Origin of the sequence: Alteribacter natronophilus, assembly GCF_006007885.1 — a bacterium.
Taxonomy (GTDB): Bacteria; Bacillota; Bacilli; order Bacillales; family Salisediminibacteriaceae; genus Alteribacter; species Alteribacter natronophilus.
Window position 1 is genome coordinate 43,749 of record NZ_VCRO01000003.1, and the last position, 14,989, is coordinate 58,737.

Here is a 14,989-nt window from a genome sequence, read left to right on the forward strand (position 1 = left end):
GAGAACCTGAACAAACAGTGACCAGAGCTAATGAAATATGCGCCGACACATGCGGGAGGAAAAGCGCAGGTGAGCCCCCGCAGGGCAAAGCACGCGGAAAGCGGCGTATATTTCAACAGTGATCTACCTGCGCACACCGCATTTTTTGTTCGGCCTTAATCCCCTGCCTCCCTCAATCCCCGTAAGTACTTCTTTCAATCAGCTGACCGTCACGGTCATACGTTGACACATCCCACGATCCGATTTCCTCAAGAAAGTTCTCTTTGTTTTCAGTGTAGACGAACCTGGCCTTCCCCTCATCACCCTGACGGCCTTCCGGAAGCAGGTCGGGCTCCCCCACTTTCTCTCCGTCCTGTTCAAAAACGACCCGCTCCACTGCCGGATCGAGTACCGTTACAACGAGGAGCTCACCGAAGTCGGGATGCGACATGCCGCTCATGTAATAAGGGTACTCTTCCCCTTCGCGGTACTCATTTAAATCCTCAAGCTCATATGTAAGAGTATAGTTCCCTATAAATTCCCAGCTGCGGAAATTCCTTTTGTAGACTGCTGCCCTGTGCTCGTTCTTGAATTGGTCTTCAAAAAACACAATCGCAGTGCCTTCCTCTGTATGTTCAATAAAACCGACATTGAAAATTCCCCGCTTATTCAGATCGTTCCATAGCTGCTCTTCCGCACTTTCCCACTGGAGATACATCATCAGTACGACCGCTCCAGCGAGCATCACCACGAGCCATTTCGTACTAATCACCCGTCACCACACGATCCTCTTCAGACAGATTTACATAAAGCGCCACTGTCCCCCATTCAAGCTCCCGTTCACGGGGATATATCTCATACATACTCTCCACCATCTCATCGATCGTCCAGCCGGCCGCATCGAACCTCTCTGCCGGTATGGCTTCAAACATCGCCTGAAACGTGGGGTAAACCTCCACATTTTCCACTACCGCGGTCAGCTTCCCATCCCCGGGGATCCGGGTAAAAACGATCTCATCACCGGCTTTAATCCGCCTCCGTTTTTCATCGTACAGTCTCACCTCCACCGCTTTACGCCCTGACGCCATCGAGCGGAACGGCTCCTCACACAACCCCATAACATGTTTCATCAGCTGCTTCTCTCCTGTTCTTTTATCAGCGAATACACCGCCATATCCCGGCTTTTCCCCTTGATGATGTATTCCTGCTTCAGAATTCCTTCCAGTTTAAACCCGAGCTTTTCAAGCACCCTCCTGGACTGGACGTTTTCCGTTATGGCAGGGGCCTTGATTTTCACCAGATCAAGGTAATCAAACCCGTAGGCAATCACCCTGCGGGCAGCCTCCGCGATCAGTCCCCTGCCCCAGTACTCTTCCGAAAGGACAAATCCCAGCTCGGCACGGCGGTGCTCCGGAAACCAGGCAACAAAATCGATCGTCCCGATGACGTTTCCCGTTTCTTTTAATTCAACCGCCCACGGTGCAGGTCTGCCCTCTTCGTACTGCTTCAGAATAAAACTCACAAACTCCTCCGAATCACTCAGCGTCCGGTGCGCCTCCCAGGGCAGAAATCGTGATACCAATGCGCTGGAAGCGTATGAAAAAAGGTCCGGCGCATCTTCCAGCTGAAAAGGCCGGAGACGCAGTCTTGCGGTTTCCAGTACCGGCAGATTCGAAAAGAATACCTGTTTACGATTCAAAGCGACCACTTCCTTTTTCCATACCTTAACATTTCCTGCCAATTTCACCCACTCATTTTCAGGATATTTTCTTTATTTCAGTCACACTGTCCCGGCGCCTCCCGTAATAGACCGCCAGTGTACAAAGCCCAACGAGCGTGAGTACACAGGAGAGTACGCCCACGGATATAAACAGCGACGGCAGATCAAACCGCGTCGCCCAGAACGTGCCGTACACAACCCCCAGAGGCGTGGCAGCAGTGGCAATAAGAAAACGCACAGTAAAGACCTGCCCGCGAATCCGGTCCGGCACAAGCTTCTGATAAAGCAGGTTACTGTACACATTCCAGACCGGCATCACAAGTCCCGCTGCCGCCTCAATCAGAAGGGCTGCCCAGAGCACTGTCACCAGGCCGAGACCGATGTGAGTCAATCCCCCGGCAAAGAGGGCACCGATCATAAGCGCGTACATCATCGCGCGGGCAGGCTCACGAAACCCGCCAACAATGTACGATCCCGCCACATAACCAAGGGGGAACATGGCTGCAAACAGACCGTACGCAAACGAGGATCCACCGAGCACTTCAACGACGTAGGGGATGTACATGACCTGGGTGGCAAAAACAGCAAAATTGATCACCGCGATAAAGAAACCGAGAAACAGCAGCACCGGATGCTTCCGGTAAATCACCACTCCCCGCTTAAACTGGCTCCACCAGGAACCCGTTTCACCTTTTTCCCGCTCTCGGACGTCCTCCTGTATCTTTCCGGCCATCACGGCGGAGATCAGAAACAGCACCGTCACACAGGCAAGAGCCGCCGCACTTCCCCACGCTGCCACAAAGACGCCAGCAAGGGGGAGCGCGAGGAGCCGCATAATCTGCACGAATCCCGCCACCCTGGCGTTCGCTTTTACGAGCGCCTTCTCCGTTACAAGCTTTGGCAGGAGCGCCTGAGCCGCCGCATCAAAAAACACAACCGAAATGAGAAATGCTCCTATGTAAAGGGCTGCAGGGGTGAGCTCCCCCAGACCAGCGAGTACGAGCAGACCCAAAAACGCCGTCACTCTTATCGATTCCGAAAACACCATGACCCGTGTCCTGCGAAACCTGTCTATATACGGTCCGACCGCAAACTGCACGAGCATACGCGTACCGATGCTTATGAGCCACAGCCCGCCCATCGCTAGCTCCGAACCCGTGATTTCATAGACAAACCACGAAATGATAAACGTTCCAAACGTATGGGCAAATGCCGATACGCTCATACTCCCGTACAGCAGCCGGAACCCCCGTCCCCAGAGCGGGCCCATCAGCGTTCCTTCCACGCAAGGTAACCTTCAAGCTCCCCTGCTTCTGTCCCTGGAAAATTGTCTGCCAGCCTGTATCCTTTCTCCCCTGTCCGCACGATCTTAGCTGAACGGAGCATCCGCAGATGGTGGTGCACCGTCGTTTTTCCCATGCCAAGAAGCTCTGTCAGTTCTTTAAGGGAAAGTTCACTTTCAGAGAGATGCTTGACGATTCTGAGCCGCGTCTCGTCCCCAAGTGCTTTATATTTCTGAACGAGCATCATCGGCGGCTTGTACACATCATCCGCCTCCAGCAGGCTCTCGTCAGCCACCGGATAAAAAAACACCTTCGTCCCCGGCCTCTCCGCCTGAATCACCCACGGACGGTAGCTCACCTGGGGCACAAGCAGAACGTTCGTTACCGAAGGCTCAGGAGGGTAGCCGTCCTCACCGCCGAGCGCCCACGTGACGAATGCCTCCGGATCAAGCCTGTCCTGCATCGCCCGTTTCGCCTCCAGATCCCGATTCAGAATCTGCTCTGTTTCATCGAGGGTGTGATCCATCACTTCACGGAACCATCTCTCGGTCAGCTTCAGAATATGGCGGCGAAGTTCGTCCCCGTCAACCTCTGCCAGATATCTGATGAGCCCCGGGAAAAAGAGATGACCATCGACAGCGTTCAGTAATTTCTGAACAGCGTCATCGTCACCTCTCACAGCCCGTTTCGTTTTTTCCTCCCACTGAACACCGAGATAAGGAAATGCCCTTTCCTTCAGCTCGTCCGCACCGATCTCTTCCACGTACGCTGCAAAAGAATCCGACTTCCTGCAGCCTGACTCCGCAATCAGATCGAGGAGCACCTTCCAGGTGTTATGTTCCTGTGCATAAGCAAGCTCCGTCTTCAGTTCTTCGCTGAGTCCCTCTTTCACCTTTTTCCAGTACCGGCCATCCCTTTCAAGTGAAGGGTGAATCTCCGGATAGGTAATCACGGCAATGCCGAGCGCTGCTTCGTACAAGAACGAGCCGTCGACTGTAACTTCGTAAGTGGATCGGGCAAACGTTGTATCGATCATTTTCATTTCCATCATCTCCCTTATCCCTCATACTAAATTAACCGTACAAAATATTCAACATATTTTGAACGAAGAATAGAAACAGAGGAAAGAAGCCACCCTAAAAGAAACACTGAACCGGAGGGAGATATCCATGCCCAGGCTGACGCACCATCTGACTGCACTCGCCATCAAATTTGTGATTACCGGGTTTGTTCTGATCGTGATTTTTCCGGCCTTCTACAGTGAACCGATGTGGGGCACGATCGCCCTGACCGCCATCATCACTGCAGGAGGCTACGTGCTCGGTGACCTGGCCCTTTTGAGGGTCTCGTCCAATCTGGCTGCCTCTATTTTCGACTTTGCTTTTGTTACAGGCGTACTTATGGTTGTAGGTCCGTTTTTCTACGGGTTTGTCTCCATCTGGATTGCCATGCTTGCAGCAAGCCTCGTCGTCACAGGAGAATTTGTGCTCCACAAATACGTCCAGCGCTTCGTGTTCGGACTTGTGGATTCCGAAGAGCCGTCCCCAGTGGAATAACAGCAGCCCGAAAAGAGGCTGGGACAGAAGTGTTTTAATAGGTGAAATACGAACAATCAATTCGCGGCGCAGGTAAATCGCTCCTGAAATATTCGCCGCTTACCAGCCTTTTGTTCGGATTCTCATCAAAACACTTTACTTCTGTCCCAGCCACTTTTCGTTTACTTAAGGTTTTTACAGATGATCCTCAAAATCTCCTCGGTCTCGTCCGTAATCTGCGCTCTCATTCTTTCGAGCTTCGTGCTCAGGCCCCAGTGAACCGCCACCTCCGCCGGTTCAATCCCAATCACCTTCGTTTTCCCTGCCAGGGGGTCCTGAAACAGGTAGGAAAAAAGGTGAATGTTATGTGGAGAAACAGGAATGGTTTTGTCACTGTTCAGCTCCTCCAGATTCCAGCACGTCACTTCCCCCGGTAAACCTCCGCAGAGCATAGCATCCACAACTACAATACCATCGGCCTGATCCACCTCACCGAGACAGAAATCAATGTCCGTTTCCCCGATTACGTACCTCAATCCGGGCAGTCTGCCCCTTTCCCTGAGCCCCTCCACAACAAAGAGTCCGATGGCATCGTCCTTCATCAGTCTGCTTCCGATTCCAATGACCACGATATCTTTCATTAGAACACCCTGATCGTCTTTACAGGTTTTCCGCTGACGCTCACGTGGGTCGCACAGCTCATACAAGGGTCAAACGAGCGGAGAATCCGGCCGATCTCCACCGGTTCATCCGGGTTCTGCACCGGTGTCCCCATGAGGGCTTCCTCCCCCACACCCCTGAAACCCCTGTCATCAGCCGGAGAAAAGTCCCAGGTTGAAGGGGTGATGATCTGATAAAATGAGAGCTTTCTGTCTTTTAATTTCAGCCAGTGACCGAGGCCGCCACGGGTCGTATCGGTGAGCCCTCTCCCCTGAGCTGTCGTTTCAGGAAGCGTATACTCAGCCTGAACATCTGTATCGGGAATCAGCTCCCCGAGCAGCGTTTTCATGATGCCTGCAATTTTCAGGGCTTCAATCGCTCTGGCAATGGTACGGTCCATGGCGGAAACGCCGTTTGTATAGTCCCCGCTCAGGATTAGGCGCGCCAGCGGCCCCACTTCCATGGGCAGACCATCATACCTTGGCGCCTTGACAAACGAATAGGCTGAGGCTTTTTTTCTGTCCGGTTCGGGCATTTCCTCATCAGGCTCATAGGTATTTTTTGCTCCCCGGTACCACGCCCGGTCGATGTTTTCAGTAATTTTCCTTTCGTCAAACGGCTCTTTTCCATCCCGGGTCCAGACGAGAGGATCCACGTAAAGGGTTCCCAGCTCCCTGTACCGGTCAAAAGCCCCGTACGTCATCAGATTCCCGTAACCCCCGCCAAGCCGGTAGTATTCCGGGTAGTAACGGGCAATCTCGTACACATCCGGAACCATTTTTTCTTCAATAAAAGCCGTCACTTCAGTCAGAATCGATGAAAGACCGGCCACAACCTCAGCCGTTGCCTTCGTCGTGACTCCCCCGACAAACACACCGTGATTGTGAGGGGCCTTCCCGCCTAGAATTGCCAGCATTTCATGACAGCGCCGGCTGATCGTCAGTGATTCGAAGTAATGCCGGGACAACTGTGCCGTGGCAGCGGCAGGGACACGGAAATCTGTATGGTCAGCCTGAAACAGCGGATTCTGCTCAATTTTCACGAAATCCGGAAGCGTGTACTGGTAAAAATGGCGGATATGATTCTGAAGGAATTCGCAGCAGTGAATTATGTCCCTCAAATAGCGCCCCTGCTCCATCGGTTCAATATTCAGAGCATCCTCAAGAGCAAGGGACGATGCCATGGAATGGGCAGCCGAGCAGATACCGCAGATCCTCTGGGTAAAATAGACCGCGTCAAACGGGCTTCGGCCCATCAGCATCTGCTCAAATCCCCTGAACATGTTTCCTTTAGTCTGTGCATCCACTACCTGGCCGTTTTCCACCTTTACGTCCACTTCCATAAACCCGCTGATCCGGGTCAGCGGGTTTACTACAATCCGTTTACTCATCCTCAACCACCCTCGTTGTGTCATAACTGATAAACGGCTCCATCGCATCGGGAAAGCCGAACTGGGCACAGCCGATACAGGGGGTATTTGCCCCAATCGGCCAGTTCACCCCGCTGTTCCACTCCTTTGTCGGGCAGTCCGTCCGGGTAACTGGCCCCCGGCACCCGAGCTTGAACAGGCAGGTGGGGTCCCCGAGCTTCTCGGCAAAAATGCCTCTATCAAAAAACGGCCGCCTCGGACACCGGTCGTGAATAAGGGTGCTGTAAAACATCAGCGGCCGGCCGAGACTGTCCGTATCCGGCTTCCCGTACAGCACAATATGGGCGAGGGTGCCGAGAAACCAGCGGGGATTAACAGGGCATCCGGGAAGCTTAATCAGTTCCCTGTCCGGCAGTACGCTCTGCAGCCCGACGGACTCGGAAGGATTCGGCCTGGCTGCGGATACACCGCCATGGGTGGCGCAGGCTCCGACAGCGAGGATTGTGTCTGCTTTTTCTCCGAGCATCCTCGCTGCCTCAAGACCTGTAAGAGGGCTGCCATTATGCATCCCGATCACGTTATACATCCCTTCATCCCGAAGCGAGACAGCCCCTTCTACAGCCAGAATGAACGGTTCGTTCATGGCTTCAAACAGTTTTTCAGTTGCCTGCGCCCCTTCTGCTGCCATGAGGCTGTTACTGTAGCGAAGGTTCACCATGTCGTTGACCATGTAGGCAAAATCAGGATTTCTCCCGTTTAACAGGCTGATAATATTTCCCGAACAGCCGTTAAGCTCAAGATAGACGAGGTTCTGCTTCTGAAACCTTCCCATGTCCTTGGATCGCCGTGCTGCACGGACGAGCCGCTCGGCCACCGCATCGTTTGTCATCGGTTCCGGAGGCAGGATTCCCTGATTACCTCTCACTGTACCAGCCTCCCCACGACCGGAAGCTGGGCGAGGATCGCTTCCTGTCCCGCATGACACGAGGCGAAAGCAGCCGTATGATCTTTCCCTGCAGGAAGGCCGAAATGCGTGGCCGCCGCCCACGTCCGGTTGTTCGTAACATCATACACGATTCCGTTCACCGCCACATAGGCAGCCCGGCCGTTTTTCCCGTCATAGCGGGCCAGCTCCTCCACTGTAAATGTCCGGCTGTTTACACCCGGCGCAGCATTCTGCATACTGTTTCCGCTGTTGACCACCTGGCCGGGCATCCCGGCAGTCTGCACCGGAGGAGATGCTGCGTTTACCGCAAGAAGTTCACTGGTCACATGCATGTCTGTCACCGTATCCCATAACCGTTGCAGGTAGAGCCGCCGTTCGGGCGTATCCCCGCTGACTGCCCTTAGAGAAGACAGATCATACCTTGCCTGCGTCACCAGCTGATTCATCCGCATCCGAAGCAATTCGGTGTTTGACATGGCCCAGCTCCTTTTTGCGTCATTCCTGTCATTGTATGAGGGTAAAGGCTGGTCTTATTAACAGATCCTCGGCAGAAGGAGACCGGAGAGGCGGTGGAGTCTCCTGGTCGCTCCCGCCGCCGTCCTCATCAGGAGCTTTCCTGCTCCGCCAGAGCCTGTCACTGTGCCGATGATCTGTGCCTGTTTTCCTCTATCCTCCCGGCGAAGACGTGCAAGAATCCGTTCGGCATCCTCCTCTGCTGTCACAAACACAGCCTTGCCTTCATTGGCAAGGTAAAGGGGATCAAACCCGAGAATATCGCATGCACCCTCTACTTCACGTTTTACCGGAACCGTCCCTTCCCACAGTTCCATCGTGACGTGATGGTGTTCACAGATTTCCACCAGCGCTGTCGCCAGTCCGCCTCTTGTAGGATCCCGCATGATCCTTACTCCGCTCAGCCCTTCGGTAATGGCGCCAAGCATCGGATGCAGCGAGGCACAGTCGCTCTTCACATCACTCAGCAGCCCGAGTTCGTTTCGTGCGCTGAGTATGGCAATCCCGTGATCCCCTACGGTCCCGCTGATAATGACCTTATCCCCTTCCCTGATTTCCCCGCCGCTTCCGCCGTACAACCGCCCAATCCCGGCCGTATTAATAAAGACACCGTCTGCCTCTCCTTTTGAAACGACTTTTGTATCCCCAGCCACGATCGCCACACCTGCCTTAGCCGCTTCAGCAGCCATGGAGGAGACAATCGCTTTCAGGTCACTTACAGGAAAGCCCTCTTCCAGAATGAAACCTGCCGTCATGGCAAGTGGTACGGCTCCGGATACGGCGAGATCATTGACTGTGCCCGTCACTGCCAGTGTTCCGATATTTCCACCGGGAAAAAAGAGCGGCTTCACGACGAAACTGTCGGTTGTGACCGCAAGTTTCCCCCCGGCACTTCCAATCACAGCAGCATCATACCCTGCATGTTCCTCGTTTCCGAACGCTTTTACGAACACGTCTCGGATGAGCCGTTCTGTCAGCTCTCCGCCTTCCCCGTGGGCAAGACTGATTCTTTTCATCCGCCTACTCCTCCCTCATGTACTGATAGTGTGCCGCGCACGTGCCTTCCGTCGACACCATGCAGGGTCCGACCGGGTTTACAGGCGTGCATCCCCTCCCGAACAGCACGCATTCCTCCGGTGCAATCCGTCCTTTTATGATGTCGCCGCATCGGCATTTCGTTTTCCTCGGTGGAGGTACGGTCACGTTAAAACGTTTCCCTGCATCAAAGGAGGCGTACTTCTCCTTAAGCACGAGACCGCTGGCAGGAATCGACCCCATCCCCCGCCACTCTTCATCGGAAAAAGTGAAATAAGTGTTCATCATGCTCTGTGCGACTGGATTGCCGCCCTGTCCGACGACGCTTCTGTAATCGTTGACAACAGCATGCTTTCCCTCACAAAGCATCCGGACCAGCTTATATGTGCCGCTTAACAGCTGGACCGGTTCAAAACCGGTAATTACACCGGGCAGCCCGTATTCCCCGGTTAAAAAATGGTAGCTCTTTTCCCCTGACACTACCGATACGTGTCCCGGCAGAAGAAAACCGTCCACTTCCGCCTCCTGGGAGTCAAGGAGGGTCCGCAGCACCGGTTCCACGAGTTTGGTTGTCATCCAGATGGAATAATTTTTAAGCTTCAGCTGCTCTGCCTTCCGCACCGCCATGGCCAGTAACGGAATCGTCGTTTCAAAACCGATGCCGAGAAACACAACTTCTTTTTCGGGATTCCGTTCGGCAATGGTCACGCTGTCCACAGGGGAATAGACGACCCGGACATCGTTCCCTTCCGTTCTGGCATCCACCAGGGACCGCCGCGACCCGGGCACTCTCATCATGTCCCCGAACGTGCAGAGAATCGTATCCGGTTTTCCCGCAAGGCCGATCATGGCGTCGATGGCTTTCTGGTCCGTTACACAGACCGGGCAGCCGGGCCCTGCAATCAGTTTCACGTCATCTTTCAGGGCGGTTTTAATGCCGGACCTTGCAAAAGCCATCGTGTGGGAGCCGCAGACTTCCATGATGACCGGAAGTCTTTGATGCTGCTTTTTGAAAGTACGAGCCGCGTTCTTCACTTTTTCCACCGAAGACCGGATCACCTCGGGGTCAGTATAGAAATTCATCACGTCCATTGAGCACCCTCCTCCATTCAGCGATACTCTCCTCAGCGTACGTCCGGTCGATCACTGCCATCGCCTGCCCCGCATGAAGCAGAACAAAATCCCCCACCTTCACTTCAGGTACAAAAACGATCCCAGCCGTCATCCCTGCCCCCATCACATCCACACGAGCCTCTTCCCCGCTGATTTCAAGGACCTCTGCCGGTACTCCGATACACACGCCTACCCTCCCCCTTCCTGCTTCATCTGCTCTCTCTGCTGGGCAGCTATGAGAAGCTGGCCTGCAGCCAGTCCCCCGTCATGGCACGGGATTCTGTTATGGCTGTAAACCGTAAAGCCTTTCTCCTGAAGCCCGCAAGTGATGGATTCCTTTAGAAGCGGATTCTGGAACGATCCGCCCGAGAGAACAACTTTTTTATCCAGACCGGGGTGAAGAGCAGCCAGCTGCGCCGTTACGCTCACACAGGCGTCAATAATCGTCCGGTGAAACCGAAGAGCGATCCGGTCTGTTTCTTTTCCCTCACTTTTTTCCTGCACGATCTCCCATAGAGCCGGCATCATATCGAGTTCCACCAGGGCTTCTTTTTTACAGCTGAGCCAGGAGTAGCTTTCTGCCCCCGCCCCGCGCTCCAGGGCTTTTTGGGCACAGTCCGTTAAAAGAACAGCCCCTTCTCCTTCGTAGTTCGCGGCATGACAGAGTCCCAGAACGGCACTTACCGCGTCAAACAGCCGTCCGCACGTACCGGCGGGCGGTGTATTGAGACGGAGCCGGACCATCTGCTCAATCAGGTTAATCGCCTGTTTTTTTTCAGGAAAAAAGCTGTCCGCCAGTTCCCTGCCCTCACCTGGAAAGGCATCAAGAAGCATGCCGCAGGCGGCCCGCCAAGGTTCCCTCACCGCCCGGTCTCCTCCCGGCAGAGGGGAATAACGGAGATGGCCGAGCCGCCTGAAACCGGCAGCATCTCCGTACAGAAATTCAAATCCCCATGTACAGCCGTCCGTTCCGTAGCCGGTGCCGTCGAGAATAATACCGAAACACGGCTCGTGAATCTGATTGTCCAGCATGCATGACACGTGGTGGGCATGATGGTGCTGCACCCCAATTACGGGAGCCTCTTTATTGACCTCGATAAACCTCGTTTCATAGAGGGGATGCATGTCCGCCGCCACGACCTCTTCCTCAAACCCATTCCGCTGTCTGCAGAAAGCGAGTCTTTCTTCAAAACGTGCTTTTTCCTCCTCGGTATGCAGCTCTCCACCAGGTGCACTGAGGTAAACGGTGCTCCCTTTCCCGAACGCAAATGCACTTTTCTGATTGCTGCCGAGAGCGAGAAGCCCGTCTGTTTTCTCCCCGGTTTCAATTTCCGCAAGGTTAACCCGTTCTAGCGGTTCAGGCACTGTTCCGCCTCCCTTTTCAGCCAGCTGATCCAATCATCCATTCCGTCCCCTGTCTTTGCCGACACACTGAGAAAACCGGCAGCGGGGTTAATGTTCCGGAGATCCTCTTTTGCCCGGTTCACATCAAAATCAACGTAGGGAAGCAGATCCGCTTTATTTACCACCGTCAGATCGGTCCTTCTGAACATGACCGGGTATTTTGGAATTTTGTCGTTGCCTTCGGGTGTACTGAGGAGTGCTACTTTCCGGTGCTGCCCCAGATCGTACCCGGATGGACAGACGAGATTTCCGATATTTTCGATGAAAAGCATGTCCGTCTGCTCCAGATCGAACGCCGCAAGTTCACGGGCAATCATTTCCGCGTTCAGATGACACCCTCCCACCGTATTGATCTGAACGGTTTGCACACCGAGACGCCTCAGTCTCTCTGCATCACGGTCTGTGGCAAGGTCGCCTTCTATGACCGCGATTTTAAAATCCTTCTGCAAAGCAGTGATCGTCTGTTCAAGAAGCATCGTCTTTCCCGCCCCGGGCGAGCTCATCAGGTTCACCGTAAACGCCCCGGCCCCCTCAAACCGCGCCCGGTTCCCTGCTGCCACCCTGTTCTGTCTGCTTAAAACGTCTTTCTTCACATTAATTTTCATTGATCTCCCTTCCTTCAAAAGCGTCTACTCTGAACGTCTCGCCGCTGATCAGGTCGGCCTCAGGTCTTTCACAGCCCGGACAGAACGCCAGGCGGTAGTCAGGCTTAAAAGTACATCCGCACACACGGCAGCGTGCAAGGGCCGGTTCAGACTTTACGATCAGGTCAGTCTGTTTTGAAATTGGCCCTCCACTGAGCTCGCCACGAATACAGCCGAACGCTATTTCAAGCGCATCCGGAAGCACATTTGACCATTCACCGACAATCACTTCAATCCTGGTCACTTCCTCCATTCCGTTCTGGTACGCCTCCTCTGAAACAATGCGGATGATTTCCTGCATCAGTCCCCATTCGTGCATCACGTCCACCTCAGTAAACATTATGCAGCCCCCACCGGGTACAGACGTGCAGACTGACTCCGGATTCTCCCGTAATCCGCATTTAAAAACCGGAGCTGTTCGTCTGGTTTATTCAAGTCTTCCAGACCATCGACACGAGCTAATATTCCTGTTCTCTTAAAAATCGACAGATTCTACCTTCCCGGCCTGGCGCAGGTGATCATTCGTCACTGTAATAAAGCATGAAAGTCCTAATCGCCCGACACCAATCGAGATTTCAGCACAAAACGACAGTCTATTTCGACAAATCTTCCCTTATCGGGAAAACGGCTTTATAAGTGAACCCCGGGACTTTTTCGGGTATCGAAAATTTCATTTCCCGTGACTTTCTCATCAGACTGAATTGACGATCAGCTCCTCCAAAGGAAGCAGCCAATCCTGTCGTATTTTTGCGGATTTTATTTGAAGCTTTAATCGAGACAAAATAATTGACAGAATATTCTGTTGAACTATCCCCTGAATTTATCTAAGCTGGAATTAGTTCGAATACCGAACAATCAAAAACGGAAAGCAGAGGGGATTTTTTTGAAGAAAACGGTATCACTCGTATTATCGGGACTGATTCTCGGCTCGGGTTTTTTAGCGGGCGGCGGATCCGGACAGGCTGATGACCAGTTCGGGGCGCTGGGAAAGGACAAGGAACTAAAAGTACTTAACCAGAACGGGCAGGGACCTCCTTCCTTTGTAGCAGGTATGCTGTCAGAACGGTTTGAAGAAGCCAACGGCCAGAATGCCAAACGGTTTCTTGAAAAACACAGTGACACGTTTGAAATGGATGCCCCTCTTCAGAGCCTCGAGGAAGTACGTTCCACTACCGACGATCTCGGTATGACCCACGTACGCCTGCAGCAGAAAGTAAACGGGGTGCCGGTGGACAGAAATGAACTGAACGTACACTTTAACGAAAACAACGAAGTCACTGTCGTAAACGGAAACTATGACAGCCAGATCGACAGTATCGAACTGAACACCACACCGGAGCTGGCAGAAAATACAGCTGTTTCACTGGCGAAGGAAGCTGTTGATGCACCGGATTTCATTGAATTTGAAGAGTCCGAGCTGGTCGTATACCCACATGAGGATGACTATCATCTTGCGTACCGGGTTAACCTTGAATTCCACAGCGGGGATGCCGGTAACTGGTTTATTTATGTTGACGCACATACCGAGGAAGTTATCGACAGTTATAACGCAATGACCGGCATCGGCCACTGGGAGGAGTTCCTTGACACGGCACCGGAAGAAGGAGCTGATTTCGGCGGCACCCTCCAGGCCAGCGGTGTAACACCTCTCGCCGTTGATCCCGGCAATCTTCGTCCTGCCGGCGGTAAGGGCCTTGGTACAACCGGTGTCCAGAAAAACCTTAAGCTCGGCCACGGTCCGGGTGAAGACGGAGGGCGTACATTCTACCTTTCCGACAACACCTCCGATGAGTTCGATGGAATCTTCACCTATAACATGAAGAACACGACAAACCAGATGTCGCTGTATGAAAACGACAACGCTTCCTGGAAGGATGTTCTCTACGAGGGGGACAGCAGTTCATGGGAAACAGTCGGTCAGGGACCTGGTGTGGATGCTCACAAAAACTCACGCCTCGTGTACGAGTATTTCAGGGATAACCACGGCCGGAACTCCCTTGATGACGAGGGAATGGCGATCGAATCACGCGTCCACTACGCCACCGAATTCAACAATGCCTTCTGGAGTAACGGGCTTGCGATGATGACATACGGGGACGGCGACGGCCAGCAGTTTATTCCGCTTGCGGCACTGGATGTTACTGCCCACGAAATGGTGCACGGCATCACCCACTATAACGGTGGACTCCGTTACCGCTTCGAGACCGGCGCCATTAACGAAGCATTTTCCGATACCTTTGCCAGTATTGTTGACGACCGCAGCTGGCACGTGGGTGAGGACATTATGGGTGAAGCGTGGCTTGAAGACGGCCGTTTTGCGCTCCGCAGCAGTGAAGACCCTGGTCTCTTCCCGGTAAATGAAGCCTTCTGGGCCTACAGTATAGACGGGGAAGGCCGCTATCCATCCCATATGGATGAGTTCTACTTCCTGCCTGGCAACATGGATAACGGAGGCGTCCACATCAACTGTACGATCCTCCAGCACTCTGCCTACCTCGTATCCGAGGAGTACGGCATGGGACGTGAAGTCGTCGCTGATGTATGGTACCGCTCCTATGACTACCTGCACTATGATGCTTCATTTGCGGAATTCCGCGAGGCGATTCTTCAGTCCGCCATCGACCTGTACGGTGAGGACAGCGAAGAGTACGACGCCTTCCTCGGCGCTTTTGACGACATCGGCCTTTACGAAGGCTGGGACTATGACGAGAACTTCCGTGATCCGCTCTGGTAGAATAAACAGTCTCATCCCTGTCCGCAGTTATAGCGGGCAGGGATTGTTCGTTAA

17 protein-coding genes are annotated in these 14,989 nt (G+C 53.5%); 2 read left to right on the forward strand and 15 right to left on the reverse strand.

The features are described 5' to 3' along the window. Positions 1-172: 172 nt before the first annotated feature. The 5 genes from FGB90_RS10230 to FGB90_RS10250 are packed head-to-tail and all read right to left on the reverse strand — an operon-like array spanning position 173 to position 4,024. Entirely contained in the window at positions 173-751 is a 579-nt protein-coding gene (locus FGB90_RS10230) for a hypothetical protein (RefSeq protein WP_138810755.1), read from the reverse strand. Next, complete coding sequence (locus FGB90_RS10235; protein ID WP_138810756.1) at positions 744-1,109, reverse strand: ASCH domain-containing protein; 366 nt, start codon at positions 1,107-1,109, stop codon at positions 744-746. The genes FGB90_RS10230 and FGB90_RS10235 overlap by 8 nt, the downstream gene beginning before the upstream one ends. Continuing rightward, positions 1,109-1,678, reverse strand: coding sequence for a GNAT family N-acetyltransferase (locus FGB90_RS10240; RefSeq protein ID WP_138810757.1), 570 nt, complete (start codon positions 1,676-1,678; stop codon positions 1,109-1,111). Before FGB90_RS10240 ends, FGB90_RS10235 begins: the two co-directional genes overlap by 1 nt. A gap of 58 nt (positions 1,679-1,736) precedes the next feature. After that, the gene (locus FGB90_RS10245) at positions 1,737-2,984 is read right to left on the reverse strand and encodes an MFS transporter (protein ID WP_171051781.1); all 1,248 of its coding nucleotides are present in this window, start codon (positions 2,982-2,984) and stop codon (positions 1,737-1,739) included. Further along, on the reverse strand, positions 2,969-4,024 hold the full coding sequence (locus tag FGB90_RS10250; RefSeq protein ID WP_171051782.1) for an ArsR/SmtB family transcription factor: 1,056 nt from the start codon (positions 4,022-4,024) through the stop codon (positions 2,969-2,971). Before FGB90_RS10250 ends, FGB90_RS10245 begins: the two co-directional genes overlap by 16 nt. A gap of 127 nt (positions 4,025-4,151) precedes the next feature. Between FGB90_RS10250 and FGB90_RS10255 the strand changes: the two genes are divergently transcribed. Continuing rightward, entirely contained in the window at positions 4,152-4,538 is a 387-nt protein-coding gene (locus FGB90_RS10255; protein ID WP_138810760.1) for a DUF2512 family protein, read from the forward strand. A gap of 161 nt (positions 4,539-4,699) precedes the next feature. On the opposite strand, the gene FGB90_RS10260 is transcribed toward FGB90_RS10255, so the two are convergent. Genes FGB90_RS10260 through FGB90_RS10305 form a run of 10 tightly spaced genes read right to left on the reverse strand, consistent with a single transcriptional unit; the run spans position 4,700 to position 12,541 of the window. Beyond that, a complete protein-coding gene (locus tag FGB90_RS10260; protein ID WP_138810761.1) occupies positions 4,700-5,158 on the reverse strand; it encodes a hydrogenase maturation protease in 459 nt (152 codons plus the stop codon). Then, complete coding sequence (locus tag FGB90_RS10265) at positions 5,158-6,567, reverse strand: nickel-dependent hydrogenase large subunit (RefSeq protein WP_138810762.1); 1,410 nt, start codon at positions 6,565-6,567, stop codon at positions 5,158-5,160. The genes FGB90_RS10260 and FGB90_RS10265 overlap by 1 nt, the downstream gene beginning before the upstream one ends. Then, positions 6,560-7,471, reverse strand: a complete 912-nt coding sequence (locus tag FGB90_RS10270; protein WP_246056139.1) for a hydrogenase small subunit — start codon at positions 7,469-7,471, stop codon at positions 6,560-6,562. The genes FGB90_RS10265 and FGB90_RS10270 overlap by 8 nt, the downstream gene beginning before the upstream one ends. Then, positions 7,468-7,968: a cytochrome b5 domain-containing protein gene (locus tag FGB90_RS10275; protein WP_138810763.1), complete on the reverse strand. Its 501-nt coding sequence runs from the start codon at positions 7,966-7,968 to the stop codon at positions 7,468-7,470. Before FGB90_RS10275 ends, FGB90_RS10270 begins: the two co-directional genes overlap by 4 nt. Before the next feature lie 57 nt (positions 7,969-8,025). Beyond that, on the reverse strand, positions 8,026-9,021 hold the full coding sequence (gene hypE, locus FGB90_RS10280) for a hydrogenase expression/formation protein HypE (protein ID WP_138810764.1): 996 nt from the start codon (positions 9,019-9,021) through the stop codon (positions 8,026-8,028). A 4-nt stretch (positions 9,022-9,025) separates the two neighbouring features. Then, the gene (gene hypD / locus FGB90_RS10285; RefSeq protein ID WP_138810765.1) at positions 9,026-10,132 is read right to left on the reverse strand and encodes a hydrogenase formation protein HypD; all 1,107 of its coding nucleotides are present in this window, start codon (positions 10,130-10,132) and stop codon (positions 9,026-9,028) included. After that, positions 10,107-10,340, reverse strand: coding sequence for a HypC/HybG/HupF family hydrogenase formation chaperone (locus FGB90_RS10290; protein WP_138810766.1), 234 nt, complete (start codon positions 10,338-10,340; stop codon positions 10,107-10,109). Before FGB90_RS10290 ends, hypD begins: the two co-directional genes overlap by 26 nt. 2 nt (positions 10,341-10,342) lie before the next feature. Continuing rightward, positions 10,343-11,518 (reverse strand): Kae1-like domain-containing protein, encoded by a 1,176-nt coding sequence (locus FGB90_RS10295; protein WP_138810767.1) that lies wholly within the window; start codon positions 11,516-11,518, stop codon positions 10,343-10,345. Continuing rightward, positions 11,503-12,162: a hydrogenase nickel incorporation protein HypB gene (gene hypB, locus FGB90_RS10300; protein WP_138810768.1), complete on the reverse strand. Its 660-nt coding sequence runs from the start codon at positions 12,160-12,162 to the stop codon at positions 11,503-11,505. The genes FGB90_RS10295 and hypB overlap by 16 nt, the downstream gene beginning before the upstream one ends. Further along, a complete protein-coding gene (locus tag FGB90_RS10305; protein ID WP_138810769.1) occupies positions 12,152-12,541 on the reverse strand; it encodes a hydrogenase maturation nickel metallochaperone HypA/HybF in 390 nt (129 codons plus the stop codon). Before FGB90_RS10305 ends, hypB begins: the two co-directional genes overlap by 11 nt. A gap of 543 nt (positions 12,542-13,084) precedes the next feature. Here FGB90_RS10305 and FGB90_RS10310 point away from each other — a divergent pair. After that, positions 13,085-14,935 (forward strand): M4 family metallopeptidase, encoded by a 1,851-nt coding sequence (locus FGB90_RS10310; RefSeq protein WP_138810770.1) that lies wholly within the window; start codon positions 13,085-13,087, stop codon positions 14,933-14,935. Positions 14,936-14,989: the final 54 nt, after the last annotated feature.